Source organism: Streptomyces sp. ISL-12 (genome assembly GCF_018614415.1).
In the GTDB taxonomy this organism is placed as follows: Bacteria; Actinomycetota; Actinomycetes; order Streptomycetales; family Streptomycetaceae; genus Streptomyces.
In genome coordinates this window covers 1-15549 of the sequence record NZ_JAGGOO010000005.1, presented here as the reverse complement: position 1 = coordinate 15549, position 15549 = coordinate 1, and the positions used below count along the sequence as shown (strand labels likewise).

The following is a 15549-nucleotide window of genomic DNA, read 5'->3' as shown; positions in this document are numbered from 1 at the left end:
GTCGGCGAGTGACGACAACGCCGCAGATGCGCGTGCCAGACCCCGCGTCTGCGGCGTGATCCAAACGACAGGCCCTAGCCCCTCACACCCCGCACCCCAGCCCCTCCGGCACCTCCAGGGCCACCGGCTCCGAGGCCCCCGCCGGGAACGAGCGCCGCAGGGTGAACGCGTACGGCGTCGGTCCGTTGGCCCGCAGGTGCAGTAGCCGGGCCTCCGCCTCGGCGACCGTCGGCCGGTGTCCCGCCGGGACCCACCACAGGGCCGTCATCGCCTCGGCCACCCGCTCGAACCACTCCCGGCGCCGCGCCAGCATCTCCCGGTGCCGCCCCGCGTACATGAAGGCCGTGAGCGCGTCCGCGTCCTGCCACACCGACATGTTGACGATCAGCCAGGAGTCCCCGAAGACGGGCACGTCCGTCGCGTCGCCCGCCTCGCCCTGGAGCCGCCAGACGAATCCGTCCGCCGCGTCGGCGTCGGCGCTCACCGGGTCGAGCGCGTCGACGAAGTCCTTCAACCGAGGGGAGTCGAGCGGTGCCTTGAGGCGGGCGATGTTCACCTGGGCGAGTTCGTACGCTGTCGTGTCGGTCATGGCACCGGACGGTAAGGGGGCCCGGCCGCCCGCCGGTACCCCGCGTCTCAGCCCTTGAGCACCGCTTCCATCACCGCCCGCGCGACCGGCGCCGCGAGCCCGTTCCCGCTGACGTCCCCGTGGTCCGCCGCCGTGCCCTCCACCACCACCGCGACCGCCACCTTCGGCTCCAGGCCCCCGGCCCCCTGCGCCCAGGAGACGAACCAGGCGTACGGCGTCCCCGAGTTGCCGACGCCGTGCTGCGCGGTGCCGGTCTTGCCGCCGACGGTCGCCCCGCGGATCGCGGCGTTCCCGCCCGTACCGCTCTCCACCACCCCGGTCATCAGCTCCTTCAGCCGTACCGCCGTGGACGGCCGCATCACCTGCCGCGCCGGCCGCGACCCGGCCGCCGAGACGATCCCGCCGCCCGCCCGCGTCGTCCGCTCCACCAGGTACGGCGTCCGCGCCTGCCCCCCGCCCGCCACCGCCGCCGCCACCATCGCCATCTGGAGCGGCGTGGCCCGCGTGTTGTACTGCCCGATCGCCGACAGCGCGAGCTGCGCCCGGTCCACCGAGGTGTCGAAGGTGCTGCGCGCCACGGAGAACGGGATGCGCAGACCGTCGTCGTTGAAGCCGAACCCCTCCGCCGTGGCCGTCAGGGCCGTCACGCCGACGTCCACGCCGAGCTTGGCGAACACCGTGTTGCAGGACCGTTCGAACGCCTCCCGCAGCGAGGCGTCCGCGCACCCCGGCTCCTCGTCGGTCAGCCGGGTGCGGGTGCCGGGCAGGGTGTACGGCTCGGGGGAGCGGGTGGGCGCGTCCAGGTCGCGGACCAGCCCCGCGTCCAGCGCCGCCGCCGCGGTGACCACCTTGAAGGTCGACCCCGGCGGATAGGTCCGCCGCACCGCCCGGTTGAGCATCGGCCGGTCGGGATCGTCGTTCAGCCGCCGCCAGGTGCGCAGCGCCGCCTGCCCGTTCCCCGACAGCTCCCCGGGGTCGTAGGACGGCGTGGAGACCAGCGCGAGGATCCGTCCGGTGGCGGGCTCGATCGCGGCCACCGCCCCCTTGCGCCGCCCCAGCCCCTCGTACGCCGCCTTCTGCGCCCCCGCGTGCAGGGTCGTCACCACGTCGCCGCCCGGGTTGGGGAAACCCGTGACGTCGTTCCACAGCGGCAGCGGCGCCAGCATCGGGTCGGCGCCGGACAGCAGCCCGTCCTCGGCGTGCTCCAGCAGGGTCGTCCCGTACTCCTGCGAGGCGAAGCCGGTGACCGGCGCCCACATCGGCCCGTCCGCGTACGTCCGCTCGAAGCGCAGGTGCTCGCCGGTGTCCCGGGAGCCGGTGACGGGCCGGCCGCCGACCAGGATGTCGCCGCGCGGCTGCTGGTAGCGGGCGATGGCGGGGCGGCGGTTGGCCGGGTTGGCGTCGTACTCCGGGGCGCGGACCACTTGGACCCGGGCGGCGTTCACCAGCAGCGCGGCCAGCAGCAGGAGGCAGAAGAAGGCGGCGTGCCGGATGTGCCGGGTCATGCGTCCGGCCCCTGCCCGCGCGCGGAGTGGCTCAGCCGGATCAGCAGCGCCACGATCGCCCAGTTGGTGACCACCGAGGAGCCGCCCTGCGCCAGGAACGGCATCGCCATCCCGGTCAGCGGGATCAGCCCGGTCACCCCGCCCGCGATCACGAACACCTGGAGCGCCACGAGGGAGGCCAGGCCCACCGCCAGCAGCCGTCCGAACGGGTCGCGCAGGGCCAGCCCCGCCCGGAAGCCCCGGTCCACCAGCAGCGCGTACAGCAGGAAGATCGCGGACAGGCCGGCGAAGCCCAGCTCCTCCCCGGCCGTGGCCAGGATGAAGTCCGACTTGGCGGCGAAGCCGATGAGGACGGAGTGGCCGAGCCCCAGCCCGCTGCCGGTCACCCCGCCCGCGGCGAAGGAGAACAGCGACTGGGCGAGCTGGCCCGGGCCCTGCCCGGCCTCGATGGAGGCGAACGGGTGCAGCCAGTCCTCCACCCGGCTGTGCACGTGCGGCTCCAGCCAGCCCACGGCGACCGCGCCGAGCGCGGCGAGCAGCAGGCCCAGCGCGATCCAGCCGGTGCGGCCGGTGGCGACGTAGAGCATGACGACGAACAGGCCGAAGAAGAGCAGCGAGGTGCCCAGGTCCCGCTCCAGGACCAGGACGCCCACGCTGACCAGCCAGACCGCGACGATCGGGCCGAGCACCCGGCCGGTGGGCAGTTGCAGCCCCCACACCCGGCGCCCCGCGTACGCCAGCGCGCCGCGGTTGGCGGCCAGGTACGCGGCGAAGAACGCCGCGAGCAGCACCTTGGCGAACTCGCCGGGCTGGATGGAGAACCCGGCGATCCGGATCCAGATCCGGGCGCCGTTCACCGCCGGGAACAGGATCGGCAGCGTCAGCAGGACCAGGGCCACGGCCACGCAGAGGTACGTGTAGCGCTGGAGCAGGCGGTGGTCGCGCAGGACCAGCACGATCGCGATGAACAGACCGATGCCGAGCGCGGACCACACCAGTTGGGTGGGGGCCGCCCGGTCGCCCGGCGTCTCCAGGTCGAGCCGGTAGATCAGCACCGCGCCCAGGCCGTTGAGCAGCACCCCGATGGGCAGCGGCAGCGGATCGGCGTACGGGGCGCGCAGCCGCACCGCGAGGTGCGCCAGCAGCGCCAGCAGCCCGAGCCCGGCGCCGTAACCGGCGGCGCCGGGCGGGAGGGTGCCGTGCTGGGCGACGCCCACGTTGCAGTAGCCGAACACGGAGAGCAGGACGGCCACCACGATCAGGGCCAGCTCGATGCCGCGGCGCCGGGGGAGGCGGCCGACGGGAGCGGGCGCGTCCGCCGCCGCCACGGCGAGTCCGGGTCCGGTTCCGGCCTTCGTCATGTCCGGAACTTACCCAATGAGCGGCTTCGCTGGGCTTTCGGCATGTATCAGCACCAGCGCGGCGCCGGGCCGACGTTGTCGATGTAGCGGGCCGCGCCCCACGCCCAGGTGCCGTCCGTCAGGAGGTACCAGATCGGGTTGCGCTTCACGGACTCGCCGCCGGTCTTGCAGTAGATGCTGACCTTCTCGCCCCGGTGGACGTAGCGGATGACCTCGGAACCGCGGTTCGGCGCGCTGCGCAGCGCGAGCCGGTCGGCCGTGACGACGCCCCGGTAGCGGCCCTGGTCGCGGCCTCCGCGGCCCTCGTCGTATCCCGGGTCGCCGCCGTCGCCCCGGTAGCTGCTCGTCCCCGGGTCGTCCCCCCACTCGTCGCCCGCGGCGGCGGGGGTGACGGCGGCGGCGGTGGCGAGCGCGCCGGCCGCGGCCGTTATGGCGAGGCGGCGGACGAGGAGGGAGCGGCCCGAGGAGTGACGGGAGGAGGAACGGGAACGCAGGGACATGGCATGACCTCCATGAGGGACGTACACGGGTCGAACGTGACTGATCGCCACATTAGGAGCGTCGATGGAGCGCCGCCTGTCGCACTGCGCCATTCGCGAGGGGCTGCCGGGGCTGCCGCCCGGGCAGTTCGTTCGGTGGGCGGGCCGGGAGCCGCCGTCCGGCCGGTCCGTCCAGGTGGGCGGGGGCCGGGTGCCGTCACTCGGCCAGTTCCTCCAGGAGGCGGACGGTCGGCAGACCCGTCCGCAGGTACGCCACGAACAGCTCGTTGTGCAGCGCCCACGGCGAGCGCCGGGCGCGGATCAGCCGGATCGCCTCCTCGGCGCCCACGCCCCGGCGGACCAGGGCGTGCGCGACCACCAGACCGGACCGGTTGTACCCGTGGTAACAGCGGACGAGCACCCTGCGCCCCTCGTCCAGCGCCGCGCACGCGCCCTGCGCCAGCCGCATCACTCCCGCGAGCTGGGTCCCGTCGAGCGGGCCGTCCGGGATCGCCCACACCTGGTGCTCGACGCCCGGTGCGGGCCCGTACCCGGGCAGCCGCAGCAGCGTCTGCACCAGGTCGAACTCGTCCTCCACCGAGGCGAACGCCAGTCGTCCGGGCCCGGTGCGGTACTCGTGCCCGCCCATCCACAGGCCCGGCACGATCTCGCTCCACGGACTGTCCGGAACCGGCACGTCGGGCCGTTCCCCAGGGATGCGCACCGAAGCCTCCCCGCCCTCACGTCCGTCGGGCCTGCCCCGCGGGCGCAACTGCCCCCAACGGTAGCCGGGTTCTTGCCCCGGGAGCACCCCGCCTGTTCCCATGGTCGAGGGGGTGGCGTATGCGGGTGAGGGGTGAGGACGCATGAGCCGGCTGCGCGTCGTACCGGCCTGGCGACACGGCCGGGAACGGCTCTACGTCAGCCTCCCGGACGGCCGGAACATCGCCTGGTACGACCGTGAGGCCGCCCGGGTCAACCTGATCGGCGAGGACCGCGAGGCGGACGTCCTGGACGCTCTGGCCCCCTTCCTCACCGGCCCGGTGACGGTCGGCCCGCCTCCCGTCCCCACCCCCGCCGAGCTGGCCCGGCTGTCCCTGCACCCCGACGACGACCTGGCCCCCAACCGCCCCGGCGAGGCCCTCCTCGTCGCCCTCGACCGCGACCCCGGCCCGCCGCGCCGCCTGCGCCCCGACCCGCGCCGCCGCGCGCTCGCCGCCGAACAGGCGGTGGGGGAGGTCCTCGACCGGTTCGACGGGGCGGGCTGGCGCACCCTGCACTCGGTCCCGCTGCCCGGCGGCGACCGCGTCCACCACCTGCTGATCGGCCCCGGCGGCCTCTTCGCCGTCCACGCCCTGTACGCCCGCAAGGCCCGGGTGCGGATCACCGACCCCCTGGTCGCGCTGGGCCGCCACGAGCCCCGGCCGGTACTGCGCCGGGTCCGCGCCGACGCCGACCGCGCCTCCTACGCGCTGACCGCCGAGGTCCGCCCCGTCCTGGCCCTGCTGGGCCCGGCCGACGTCACGTTCACCGACCCGCCGCCGCGTGGACTGCGGGTCCTCTCGGACGGGGAGCTGCTGAGGCTCGCCGGGCTCGGCGGCGTGCTCAAACCGGCGGACGTGGAGGGCCTGCACGCGATGGCCCGGGACCGGAGGACGTGGGCGCGGCTGTGACGCGGCCTTGGCTTCTGCGGCGCGGTCCCCTGTCCTGCGCGAGGGGGCCTGGGCCTCCGCGACGGGGCCTGGGCCTCCGCGACGCGGCCTGCGCCTCTGTGACGGGGCCTGGCCCTCTGCGACGCGGGCCTGGCCCTCTGTGGCGCGGCCTGGGCCTCTGTGATGCCGCTCCGGCCTGCGGACCGCCGTCCCGAACCGCCGGCGGTCAGGGCAGCGTGCCCGCCGCCCGCCGGTCGAACAGCGGGGCCAGCAGGTCACCGCGGTCCGCCACCCGCCGCGGCAGATCACCGGGGAGGAAGACCATCTCCCGCGCCGACCGGCACCCCGCCACCTCCTCCCACGTCACCGGCGCCGAGACGCCCGGTTCCGCACGCGCCCGCACGGTGTACGGCGCGGCCGTCGTCTTCCGCGCCGCGTTCTGACTCCAGTCCACGAACACCTTCCCCGGCCGCAGACTCCGCGTCATCCGGTGCACGACCAGCTCCGGCATGGCCCGCTCCGCCTCCACGGCCAGCGCCTTGGCGTACTCCGACACCCGCTCCGACGACGCCCCGCGCACCCCGGCCAGCAGATGCAGCCCCTTCGCCCCGGAGGTCTTGGCGTACGCCTCGATCCCGTCCGCCGCCAGCCGCTCCCGCAGCCACAGGGCGACCTCGCAGCAGTGCACGACGGTGGCGGGCGGCCCCGGGTCCAGGTCGAACACCAGCCGGTCGGCCTCGCCCGGATCGTCCGCGACCCACTGGTGCGTGTGGAACTCGGTCACCAGGTTCGCCGCCCACATCAGGCTCGCCAGGTCCTGCACCAGCACCATCCGGGCCGGCCCCTCCGACCTCGGCACCTCGGCCGTGGTGACCCAGTCGGGCGTACCCGGCGGCACGTTCTTCGCGAAGAAGACCTGCCCGTCCGGCCCGTCCGGGTACCGCAGGAACGACACCGGCCGGTCCCGCAGGTGCGGCAGCAGTACGCCGGCGACGGTCGCGTAGTAGTGCAGCAGCTCGGCCTTGGTGAACCCGGTCGCGGGATACAGCACCTTGTCCAGGTTGCTGAGGGCCACCCGCCGCCCCTCCACCTCGGTGATAGGCGCCATACGATGAGAATCTCACGAAAGCGGTACAAAACGCCCCCACTGGCTCGGAAAGGTGCGGAACGTGCGATCCATCTGGAACGGCGCCATCTCGTTCGGCCTGGTCAGCATCCCGATCAAGCTGGTGAACGCGACCGAGAACCACTCGATCTCCTTCCGCCAGATCCATACGGAGGACGGCGGTCGCATCCGCTACCGCAAGGTCTGCGAACTGGAGGACCGCGAGGTCTCCCAGGCGGAGATCGGGAAGGGCTACGAGGACGCGGACGGCTCGATCGTCCCGATCACCGACGAGGACCTGTCCGCCCTGCCGATCCCGACCGCGCGGACGATCGAGATCGTGGCCTTCGTCCCGGAGGACCGCATCGACCCGCTCCAGCTGAGTTCCGCGTACTACCTCGCCGCGAGCGGCGCCCCGGCCGCGAAGCCGTACACGCTGCTGCGCGAGGCGCTCAAGCGCAGCAACCGGGTCGCCATCGCCAAGTACGCGCTGCGGGGCCGCGAGCGCCTCGGCATGCTGCGCGTGGTCGACGACGCGATCGCGATGCACGGCCTGCTGTGGCCGGACGAGGTACGCGCCCCCGAGGGCGTCGCCCCCGACACCGACGTCACCGTCCGCGACCAGGAGCTGGACCTCGCGGACGCCCTGATGGACACGCTCGGCGAGATCGACCTGAGCGAGCTGCACGACGAGTACCGGGAGGCGGTGGAGGAGGTCATCGCCGCCAAGTCGGCCGGCGAGGCGCCTCCGGAGACCCCGCGCCCGGCCGCTTCCGGCAAGGTGCTGGACCTGATGGCGGCCCTGGAGAACAGCGTGCGGGCGGCGCGGGAGTCGCGCGGGGAGGCAGGGGGAGAGGAGGAGGCCGAGGTCAGGGAGCTGCCGCAACGCGAGCGGGCGGCCCCGTCCACGAAGAAGACGACGGCGAAGCCGGCGGGAACGGAGGCCAAGGCGAGTACGAAGCCGACGAAGCCGACGAAGACGATGAAGGCGACGAAGAAGGCGACGGCGGCCGAGCCGGGCGGCAAGGCGAGCGGCAAGGCGAACACGACGAAGAAGACCTCGGCCGCGAAAACGCCTGCCGCGAAGACCTCGGCCAAGAAGTCCCCGGCCAAGAAGGCCCCCGCGAAGAAGACGGCGTCCGGCCGCCGCAGCGCCTGACCTCGCCCGTCGGGACGATCAGCCGACCGTCCAGGCCGTGGCCGGCGTGGACGCCGGTACCGAGGCCGGTCCCGAGGCCGGCGCGGGAGCCGCCGTGGGCAGGGGCGCCGGGGCCTCCTCCACCCGCTCGACGAAACTGTCACCGGGCCCGCCGGACGGCGCCTCCGAGCCGGTGGTCAGCTGGGACCAGACCGTCAGGGCGAGGGCGACCGCCGCCGCCGTGGCGAGCACCCGGGCGACGCGGCGGAACCGCGCCCGTCCGTCCAGTTCACGCCAGGCCGGTTCCGGGTCGTCCGGCTGCCACAGCTCACCGACGGCCTCCGTCGGCTCGGCGGCCACCGGGGCGGGCCGCCACCCCGGTGTCCGGTCCCGCGCCGAGGGTTCGCGGGGCGCGGAGGCCCGTATGGCGTCCTCGCTGTCCATGAGGAACTTCTGCCAGACCTCGTCCGGCGTTCCGCCGCTGCCCGGCCCGGGAGCGCTCACGATCACCTCTTCCTCTCGTGTCCTCAGTCGGCGTCGAGCCGTACGAACGTGAGGGCGCGGCCCGCCTCGCGGTACGCCCCCTCGCTGCCGTCCACCGGCAGCCCCAGGCAGGCGCACAGGCGGCGCGCGTTCGCCGGGCGCAGTCGAGCGTAGTCGGCCATGATCCGGGCCCCCGCGTCGGCCGGGAGGAACCGGGCGGTGACCGCGTGGTGGCGGTGGCCGAACTGGATGACGGTCTTGGGCTGGCCGCGCAGATTGCGGTACCAGTCCGCCCGCGTCCCGGAGCCGGAGAGGACGGTCCAGCTCGGTACGGTCCGGTCGCACGACATCACCTCCAGGACCGCGTGCCGCCGCAGCCCGCTGACCCGGCCGGTGTGGTGCAGCAGGAGCAGCCGCCGGCCCAGCACCGGACCGAGCCCCACGCGGAAGAGGAACACCGGCAGCCGGGCGACGAGGCGCCGCCACCCCGTGAGCGGCCGGGGGCGGCGGGGTGCGGTGTCGGTACGCGCCATGATCGCCTTTCCAGATCGGGACGTCGGCGCCAACCCTTGCACAGGCCAAAGGCGACGAGGAGGGCCACTGGTCCTTTCCCGCGACCTATGCGATCTCTGAGGCCTCTGGCTGCCTCTGGCTGCCTCTGGTACCTCTGCGGCCTCTGCCCGATAGGCGGAAAAGCTTTTCCGGTCAGGGCCGATGAGCGGGGCTCCGGCACGGTAGAAAGTACGTATGCCGGAGTGCGATACGCCCGTGAGGGCACGCGAGCTGCCCACGGGGTCCCCTGAGCCGCCCGTGGGAACCAGGGACGACGTGGACGCGGTCACCCGTGCGGTGCTGACGGCGTCGCGGCTGCTGGTGGCGATCTCGGCGCGGTCGCTCGCCGAGGTGGAGGAGCGGGTGACGCTGCCGCAGTTCCGGATGCTGGTGGTGCTCTCCACCCGGGGCACCACCAAACTCGTCGCTCTCGCCGAGCAGCTCCAGGTCGCGCCGTCGACGGCGATGCGCATGGTCGACCGGCTGATCGGGGCGGGTCTCGTCGACCGCCGGACCAACCCGGACAACCGGCGCGAGACCCTGCTGCGCCTCACCGAGGAGGGCCGGCGCACGGTGGACCACGTCACCGCGCGCCGCCGCCGCGAGATCGCGGCGGTCGTCCAGCGCCTCGCCCCCGGCCAGCGGGCCGCGCTGGTCGAGGCGCTCACGGCGTTCACGGAGGCGGGCCACGAACCGCACCCGCCGGCGGACTTGCTCGTCTGACCCGGTCAGCCCCCGGGTCAGCCCCCGGTCGGCGTGGCGGCCGGCGCGACGGTCGGACCGCCGGTCCGTACGTTCAGGTCCGGCCGCGGGGTGAGCACGGCGGTCGGCTCCCCCGGCTGCGGCGGGGGCGGCGTGACCCGGTCCTTGGGCAGCTTCGCCGGGGCGGTCTGCTTGAAGCTGACGTCGCCGTACCCGACCAGGCCGGTCTTCTCCAGGACGGTCATGTGGTCCAGGACGGTGTCGTTGGCGAGGTCGGCCAGTTCCCGCACGAGGGTGTTCCGCGTCGTCGCGCGGATGTCGGCGATGACGGGGAAGATCTGCCCATGGGTCACCCGCATGATGGTGACCGCGGTCGAGTCGAACTCCTTCCCCCGCTTCCCCGTCACCGTCGACACGAACTCCCGCTGCTGCGGACTGGCCTTGTTGGGCAACGTGATCCCCAGCTCGGTCGCGACCTCGCGGCACTCGGCGTCGAGCCCGGCGTGCCCGACGACGAGATGCTCCCCGGCCTCCCGCATCGCCTCCGACGTACCGCGCTTCATGGCCAGTTCGCCCAACGGGTACTCCCACAACCCGGCCGCCCGCACCTTCACCACGAAGTCCCGGTCGGCCTCGGTCACCGGCCCGTACCGCGTACTGGCCACGAGCCGGTCCTGCCCGCCGTCCTTCGTCTCCAGCCCGACCACGGCGGGAAAGGCGAGGGCGGTGAGGGTCAGACTCAGCACACCGAACAGGACGACGACCCCGATCCTGCTGCGGGACATGCGCACGGCGCCTCCAGGACGACGACACGGAACCAACGACTCGTACGCCAGGAGATACGGACGCAAAGCCCCGATCAATCAAGCCGTCCCCGAAACAGTGACGGTGCCCGCCCGTGCCCCGCTGTGACCGCGGATTGATCCTTGACCTTTCAACATCCACGCCCTTAGCGTGAGGCGCCCCCTCACGGATGGAGCCCTCATGCGCTTAAGAGCCCTCGCCCTCGCCGCCGTTCCCGCCGCCTTCCTCGGCGTCATGGCGTCCGCCCCCACCGCTTCGGCGTGGTCCTCCGGCAACTGCCCGGTGGGCAGCTTCTGCGTGTGGCCCGAGTACTGGTACGGCGACACGGACATGACCCCGTCACTGACGACCGAGACCGAGTGGACCGGCAGCGCCCCGGGCCACATCTTCTACAACAACACGTCCCGTGACGTCACGATGACGTACGTCGTCCAGAGCGACGGACAGGGCACCGAGCGCACCACGTGCGTCAGCGGCGTCTCGGGAAGCTACTTCACCATGCCGATGTACGTCACCGATCTGAAGTGGCGCGAGGACGACGGCACCCCCTGCTACTGACCGACCCGCCCGGCCCCGCGCAAGCCATCGACGAAGGCGGCCCAGGCCCCGACGGAGAAGGCGAGCGCGGGGCCGGTGGGGCGCTTGCTGTCGCGGACGGGTATGAGCGCCGGTACGTCGTCGGCGACCTCGACGCACTCGTTGTTGCCGCCGCTGTAGCTGCTGCTGCGCCACTTCGCACCCGACAGGTCCGGCGTGCTGCGGCGTATGCGGTTCATGCTCGGTGCTCCTTGGCCCTGCGTCGGATGATGGCGCGGGATTCCACGGGAGAGAGCGCCGACGTGCGAGCGGCATCGAAAAGGTCCTGGTAGCGGGCGACTTCCGCCTCCCGCTCCAGCCAGATGGAGCCGGTCGGGTTGTCCGCCAGCACCACATCGAGCGCTGCTTCCTCCGGGAACCCCAGTACTACGTACGGGCCGAACATACTCGCGTGCGCTCCGCGCGAGAACGGCAGGACCTGGACGGTCACGTTGGGCCGCTCGGAGGCAGTCAGCAGGTGCTCCAACTGTGTTCGCATCACGGTCGCACCGCCAACTTGCTGAAGCAGTACGGCCTCTGACAGCACGGCCCACAGTCGCAGGGGAGAGTCACCGGCGAGCCGTTCCTGCCGGGCGAGGCGTACCTGCACGAACTTCTCGATCTCGTCCGCCGTCTGCCACTGCCGCGACGCCACCGTCACGGCACGGACGTACTCCGGAGTCTGCAGCAGACCGGGAACGAGCTGCGCCTGAAAGGTGCGGATCTCGCCGGCCATGGCCTCCAGCGCGATGTAGTCGCGGTACGTGTCGGCGAGGACGGCCCCGTACTGGTTCCACCACCCTTGCCTGCGCCGCCTGTTGGCCTTTCGCGCCAGAGCGCCCAGTCGTTCTGCGAGATCAGTGTCCGCCGCGCCGTAGGCGTGCAACATTGCGGTCAGATCCGGCAGTCGAACGGCCACCCGGCCGTTCTCGATCCGGCTGATCTTGCCTTTCGTGCAGTCGAGAGCCTCCGCGGCCTGGGTCGTGGTCAGCTTGGCGGCCTCGCGCAACCGACGCAGTTCTTCGCCGAGTTGGCGGCCAAGCACGGTAGACGGATTCGCAGTGGTGCTCTTGGTAAGCATGCCGACACGTTTAGCAGAGACGTGGACGCCAAGGCCGCGCTTAACTCGAAAGGTGGAAGATTGCGGCCATCTTCATCGGCAACGTTGCAGATTCGCTTGGTGCGCCTACATCCTGCCGGACATGGACATCGGCGTCCCGCGGCCCAACTGGCCACTCTGCGGGGCACCGACCGCACGTCGACCCCTTGGGGGCTGCCATGTCTGCACACAACGAAGCCACCTTCCGACTGCCCCGCAGTCACCGCAGCGTGCCGAGAGCCCGCGCGCTGGTCCACGCACTGCTCGGTGCCTGGGGCATGGCCGAAGACACCGTCGACTCGGCGGAGTTGCTCCTCTCCGAGCTGGTGACGAACGCGCTGCGCGTACCCGTGCCGCCCGGCCGGCAGGTGGGCGTCCGGATCGCGCGGCTGCCGGCGGACGGGCTGCTGAGGGTGGAGGTCAGCGACGCGGGCCCCGGCCGGCCCGAGGTGCGGACGCCCGACGACGAGGAGACCGGTGGCCGCGGGCTGATGCTGGTGGAGGCGCTGGCCCACCGCTGGGGCGTCGAGGAGCGGAAGGGCGGGATCGGGAAGACGGTCTGGGCCGAACTGAAGGCCCCGGACATCATCGCCGGGCCGCCCCTCGGCGCGGAGACTGACCCTGGCCGTGCGGCGAGGTGAGGACGCGTGAGCGCGGCCCTACGGGGCCCCCTCGGCCCCGATGCCCTGCGGCACCAGGACGTCTGGTTGTCCGCCGAGTCCGGCGTCGCGGGCCACCACTGCCGCCATGGCCCGGTCGTGCACCTCCAGTTTGGTGAAAATCCGCGACACGTAATTGCGTACCGTCTTCTCGGCCAGGAAGAGCCGGCGTGCGATCTGCTGATTTCCCATACCGCTGGCGAGCAGTTCCAGTATCTCCATTTCGCGGTCGGTCAGCTCGGAGAACCCCGCCAGCTCCGGCAGGACGTGCGTCGCAGAGAAGTACCGGCTGAGTCGAGAGGCGACGGTCGGACTGAAAGCGGCGCCCCCCTTGGCCACCAGCTGGATGGAGTGGAGCAGCTCTTCGGGCGACTCTATGCGCGAAAGATAGCCGTTGACGCCCACGCGGAGGGCGGCGACGATCGTGTCGTCGTCGTCGTTCTGGGACACCACGATGATTTTGGGCCGCGACTTCTCGCTGGGGTACAGCGCGGCGATCTGCTGAGCGTCCTCGCACAGGGTTCTCTTCGAGGACGGCTCGCCGATAATGATGACGTGGGGTCGCAGTTCGGGGTCCTCGGGACATCGGATACCGTCGGCGCCGCCTACGGACCGGCCGATGACGAGGAACTTCTCGTTCTGATCGACGATCGATTCCAGCCCGGCGAGGGTAATCGGGTCGTCACTGATGATGAACAGGTTGATTTCCACGTCCCTGCACCTCCTGGACATCCGCTGATACAGTTTCGGCCGGTGTCGAACACTGTCAGGGCGTTCTTCATCCGAAGGGCCCTCCTTTACTTGATGCCAAGCGGAGCTTGATTTCTCGATGATGATGTACCCCCGTTTTGGTTCTTTTGCTTCGCGCGCCTGAGCGCGTGGTTCACCCCTTCTGTTCGCTAATTCATAAAGAGAGGTGAAGGTGGTGATACGGGCGCACTCGGCGCCTTGCGAAAGAAGATGCCCGGTCGCGGAGCTGAGGCGCTGGGCGACGAGCGAGAGAGGTGCCGATTGCGTCCGAGGTGACTGAGAGAGGCGACCGTGACAACCACTGATGCACAGGTCTCCTTCTGGTCAGCATTCATTCGCATGAAATTCGCGTGAAAGCGGAAGGGCGCATGGCACTGCTGGTGCCGAGTATGCGTAAGCGATCGAGGAGAACGCAAGTTCGCCTCTTAAGTGAGGGGATATCATTCCGCTTGGTGAGCGACTATCGGTCAGCGGTCAGGCCTGGGCCGGGGGGCGTGTGCCGGAGCGGTTCCGGAACCGTTGAAACCCGGACAGACGGACGTATCACCAGCGGTTTCTGATCCGGACCAGCGGCCGCCGGGCGATGATCCAGTCGGCCCGGACACCGCGTGGACACGGTGGACCGGTGGCTGAAACGGAAGGCCCGCGACCGGGGGACGCCTGGATCAGGCGCCCGCCGCACGAAGCCGGCGTGGCGATGACCGATACGCAGGGAATTCCCAGCAAATCGCAAACCCGTCGCGGAGATCCATGTCGTACCAGGACTCGCACCAGGACTCGCACCAGGACTCGCACCCAAGACTCGTACCGAGACATGGACGCACCGCGAACCGACGGCATACGTTCACGGCATGGGTGATCTCCCCCGTCGGCGCCTGATCGTTCTCGACGTGCTGGCCGCGTTCGGCTTCGCACTGCTCCCGCAGGTGTCCCTGCTGCGCCCCGCCACCGGCGGCGAGGTGGGCGGCGGCACTGTATGGCTGCTGTCGCTGAGCGCCGCGTTGCCGCTGGTGGCGCGGCGGTTGTGGCCCGTACCGGCCTTCGGGGTGGCGCTGTCCGCCGCCTGCGTGGCGCTCGCCGTCGGCGTCGGACCGGCCCCGTTCCTCGCCGCGGCGTACGCCCTGTACGTCGTGGCGACCACGAGGCGGCAGCGGCCGGGGCGGTCCGTGGTGTTCGTCGCCGGGCTGTGCGCGGCGGGCGCGGCCCTGCTCACGGTGGCGGGAGGGCAGAGCTACCAGGGCGGGACCAGGCCCGTGCAGGTCGTGTTCGTCCTGCTCGTCCTCGGCGCCACCTGGGCGGCGGGGACGGCGGTGCGGGAACGGCGGGAGAGCACGAGGCGTGCCATCGAGCACGCCGCCGAGCAGGCGAAGACCGAGGAACGCCTGCGCATCGCCCGTGACATCCACGACGTCGTCACCCACAGCGTGGGCCTCATCGCGATCAAGGCCGGTGTCGCCAACCACGTCATCGCCACCCACCCGGAGGAGGCGCGGGAAGCCCTGACGGTGATCGAGGACGTCAGCCGCAGGGCGTTGCAGGACATGCGGGCCACCCTCAAGGTGCTGCGCCGGGAACAGCCGGCCGGCGCCCAGGACCTCCGGCCGGTCCTCGGACTGTCGGACCTGCCCTCGCTGGTCCGCACGGCCGAGGCGGCCGGCGTCACCGTCGACCTGCGGTCCCGGTATGCCGAGGAACCCCCGGACGGTGTCGCGCTGTCCGCGTTCCGGATCGTCCAGGAAGCCCTGACGAACGCCGTCAAGCACGCCGCGCCGACCCGCTGCCGGGTCCGGCTGACCGCGGAACGGGGCACGTTGACGATCGACGTGGCCGACGAGGGCCCCGGCCCCGGACACCGGCAGGCCGTGCCCGGCGGCGGCATGGGCCTCGTCGGCATGAAGGAGCGGATCGCCGCACACGGCGGCACCCTCACCGCCGGCCCCCGACCGGACGGCGGATTCCAGGTACTGGCGACTCTGCCGTACTGAGCCTGGCACGCGCCCCGGTACTGGCGACTCTGCCGTACTGAGCCTGGCACGCGTCCCCGTACTGGCGACTCTGCCGTACTGAGCCTGGCACGCGTGCCAGGCTCAGTACG

At 72.0% G+C, this 15549-nt stretch carries 18 protein-coding genes; 6 read left to right on the top strand and 12 right to left on the bottom strand.

All coding sequences use genetic code 11. The annotated features are described in order from the left end of the window. Positions 1-82 precede the first annotated feature (82 nt). The 5 genes from J7I94_RS00825 to J7I94_RS00805 form a co-directional block, all read right to left on the bottom strand. Positions 83-589 (bottom strand): DUF3291 domain-containing protein, encoded by a 507-nt coding sequence (locus J7I94_RS00825; RefSeq protein WP_215164469.1) that lies wholly within the window; start codon positions 587-589, stop codon positions 83-85. Positions 590-636: 47 nt separating this feature from the next. Then, complete coding sequence (locus tag J7I94_RS00820; protein WP_215164468.1) at positions 637-2094, bottom strand: penicillin-binding transpeptidase domain-containing protein; 1458 nt, start codon at positions 2092-2094, stop codon at positions 637-639. Further along, entirely contained in the window at positions 2091-3455 is a 1365-nt protein-coding gene (locus J7I94_RS00815) for an FtsW/RodA/SpoVE family cell cycle protein (RefSeq protein ID WP_215164467.1), read from the bottom strand. The genes J7I94_RS00820 and J7I94_RS00815 overlap by 4 nt, the downstream gene beginning before the upstream one ends. A 47-nt stretch (positions 3456-3502) precedes the next feature. Continuing rightward, a complete protein-coding gene (locus tag J7I94_RS00810; protein WP_215164466.1) occupies positions 3503-3955 on the bottom strand; it encodes an SH3 domain-containing protein in 453 nt (150 codons plus the stop codon). Between the two features lie 196 nt (positions 3956-4151). Further along, positions 4152-4631, bottom strand: coding sequence for a dual specificity protein phosphatase family protein (locus tag J7I94_RS00805; protein ID WP_374198340.1), 480 nt, complete (start codon positions 4629-4631; stop codon positions 4152-4154). A 169-nt stretch (positions 4632-4800) separates the two neighbouring features. On the opposite strand from J7I94_RS00805, the gene J7I94_RS00800 reads away from it, so the two are divergent. Continuing rightward, positions 4801-5607, top strand: coding sequence for a nuclease-related domain-containing protein (locus tag J7I94_RS00800; RefSeq protein WP_215164464.1), 807 nt, complete (start codon positions 4801-4803; stop codon positions 5605-5607). Between the two features lie 205 nt (positions 5608-5812). Here J7I94_RS00800 and ligD read toward each other — a convergent pair whose 3' ends face one another. After that, positions 5813-6694, bottom strand: coding sequence for a non-homologous end-joining DNA ligase (gene ligD / locus J7I94_RS00795; RefSeq protein WP_215164463.1), 882 nt, complete (start codon positions 6692-6694; stop codon positions 5813-5815). Positions 6695-6755: 61 nt separating this feature from the next. Here ligD and J7I94_RS00790 point away from each other — a divergent pair, with 61 nt between their 5' ends. Continuing rightward, positions 6756-7850 (top strand): Ku protein, encoded by a 1095-nt coding sequence (locus tag J7I94_RS00790; RefSeq protein WP_215164462.1) that lies wholly within the window; start codon positions 6756-6758, stop codon positions 7848-7850. Between the two features lie 18 nt (positions 7851-7868). On the opposite strand, the gene J7I94_RS00785 is transcribed toward J7I94_RS00790, so the two are convergent. Continuing rightward, entirely contained in the window at positions 7869-8333 is a 465-nt protein-coding gene (locus tag J7I94_RS00785; RefSeq protein WP_215164461.1) for a hypothetical protein, read from the bottom strand. 23 nt (positions 8334-8356) lie between these two features. Then, the gene (locus tag J7I94_RS00780) at positions 8357-8845 is read right to left on the bottom strand and encodes a nitroreductase family deazaflavin-dependent oxidoreductase (protein WP_215164460.1); all 489 of its coding nucleotides are present in this window, start codon (positions 8843-8845) and stop codon (positions 8357-8359) included. A gap of 214 nt (positions 8846-9059) precedes the next feature. Here J7I94_RS00780 and J7I94_RS00775 point away from each other — a divergent pair, with 214 nt between their 5' ends. Then, positions 9060-9587, top strand: coding sequence for a MarR family transcriptional regulator (locus J7I94_RS00775; protein ID WP_215164459.1), 528 nt, complete (start codon positions 9060-9062; stop codon positions 9585-9587). A 17-nt stretch (positions 9588-9604) separates the two neighbouring features. Here J7I94_RS00775 and J7I94_RS00770 read toward each other — a convergent pair whose 3' ends face one another. Further along, positions 9605-10357 (bottom strand): DUF4142 domain-containing protein, encoded by a 753-nt coding sequence (locus J7I94_RS00770; RefSeq protein ID WP_215164458.1) that lies wholly within the window; start codon positions 10355-10357, stop codon positions 9605-9607. Positions 10358-10550: 193 nt separating this feature from the next. On the opposite strand from J7I94_RS00770, the gene J7I94_RS00765 reads away from it, so the two are divergent. Continuing rightward, positions 10551-10928, top strand: a complete 378-nt coding sequence (locus J7I94_RS00765) for a hypothetical protein (protein ID WP_215164457.1) — start codon at positions 10551-10553, stop codon at positions 10926-10928. Here J7I94_RS00765 and J7I94_RS00760 read toward each other — a convergent pair. Continuing rightward, positions 10922-11146, bottom strand: a complete 225-nt coding sequence (locus J7I94_RS00760; RefSeq protein WP_215164456.1) for a DUF397 domain-containing protein — start codon at positions 11144-11146, stop codon at positions 10922-10924. The two genes, J7I94_RS00765 and J7I94_RS00760, sit on opposite strands and share 7 nt — an antisense overlap. Then, positions 11143-12027, bottom strand: coding sequence for a helix-turn-helix transcriptional regulator (locus J7I94_RS00755; protein ID WP_215164455.1), 885 nt, complete (start codon positions 12025-12027; stop codon positions 11143-11145). The genes J7I94_RS00760 and J7I94_RS00755 overlap by 4 nt, the downstream gene beginning before the upstream one ends. Positions 12028-12224: 197 nt before the next feature. Here J7I94_RS00755 and J7I94_RS00750 point away from each other — a divergent pair, with 197 nt between their 5' ends. Further along, positions 12225-12686 (top strand): ATP-binding protein, encoded by a 462-nt coding sequence (locus J7I94_RS00750; RefSeq protein ID WP_215164454.1) that lies wholly within the window; start codon positions 12225-12227, stop codon positions 12684-12686. Positions 12687-12704: 18 nt separating this feature from the next. Here the strand turns inward: J7I94_RS00750 and J7I94_RS38905 are convergent, their stop codons facing one another. Further along, on the bottom strand, positions 12705-13415 hold the full coding sequence (locus tag J7I94_RS38905; protein ID WP_215164453.1) for a response regulator transcription factor: 711 nt from the start codon (positions 13413-13415) through the stop codon (positions 12705-12707). Positions 13416-14305: 890 nt separating this feature from the next. On the opposite strand from J7I94_RS38905, the gene J7I94_RS00740 reads away from it, so the two are divergent. Beyond that, the gene (locus J7I94_RS00740; RefSeq protein ID WP_215164452.1) at positions 14306-15439 is read left to right on the top strand and encodes a sensor histidine kinase; all 1134 of its coding nucleotides are present in this window, start codon (positions 14306-14308) and stop codon (positions 15437-15439) included. Positions 15440-15549 lie beyond the last annotated feature (110 nt).

Bases quoted from the DNA above. Each gene is read 5' to 3' on its own strand.
- J7I94_RS00825 (WP_215164469.1), bottom strand. From the start codon at position 589: ATGACCGACACGACAGCGTACGAACTCGCCCAGGTGAACATCGCCCGC.
- J7I94_RS00820 (WP_215164468.1), bottom strand. From the start codon at position 2,094: ATGACCCGGCACATCCGGCACGCCGCCTTCTTCTGCCTCCTGCTGCTG.
- J7I94_RS00815 (WP_215164467.1), bottom strand. From the start codon at position 3,455: ATGACGAAGGCCGGAACCGGACCCGGACTCGCCGTGGCGGCGGCGGAC.
- J7I94_RS00810 (WP_215164466.1), bottom strand. From the start codon at position 3,955: ATGTCCCTGCGTTCCCGTTCCTCCTCCCGTCACTCCTCGGGCCGCTCC.
- J7I94_RS00800 (WP_215164464.1), top strand. From the start codon at position 4,801: ATGAGCCGGCTGCGCGTCGTACCGGCCTGGCGACACGGCCGGGAACGG.
- ligD (WP_215164463.1), bottom strand. From the start codon at position 6,694: ATGGCGCCTATCACCGAGGTGGAGGGGCGGCGGGTGGCCCTCAGCAAC.
- J7I94_RS00780 (WP_215164460.1), bottom strand. From the start codon at position 8,845: ATGGCGCGTACCGACACCGCACCCCGCCGCCCCCGGCCGCTCACGGGG.
- J7I94_RS00775 (WP_215164459.1), top strand. From the start codon at position 9,060: ATGCCGGAGTGCGATACGCCCGTGAGGGCACGCGAGCTGCCCACGGGG.
- J7I94_RS00765 (WP_215164457.1), top strand. From the start codon at position 10,551: ATGCGCTTAAGAGCCCTCGCCCTCGCCGCCGTTCCCGCCGCCTTCCTC.
- J7I94_RS00760 (WP_215164456.1), bottom strand. From the start codon at position 11,146: ATGAACCGCATACGCCGCAGCACGCCGGACCTGTCGGGTGCGAAGTGG.
- J7I94_RS00755 (WP_215164455.1), bottom strand. From the start codon at position 12,027: ATGCTTACCAAGAGCACCACTGCGAATCCGTCTACCGTGCTTGGCCGC.
- J7I94_RS00750 (WP_215164454.1), top strand. From the start codon at position 12,225: ATGTCTGCACACAACGAAGCCACCTTCCGACTGCCCCGCAGTCACCGC.
- J7I94_RS00740 (WP_215164452.1), top strand. From the start codon at position 14,306: ATGGGTGATCTCCCCCGTCGGCGCCTGATCGTTCTCGACGTGCTGGCC.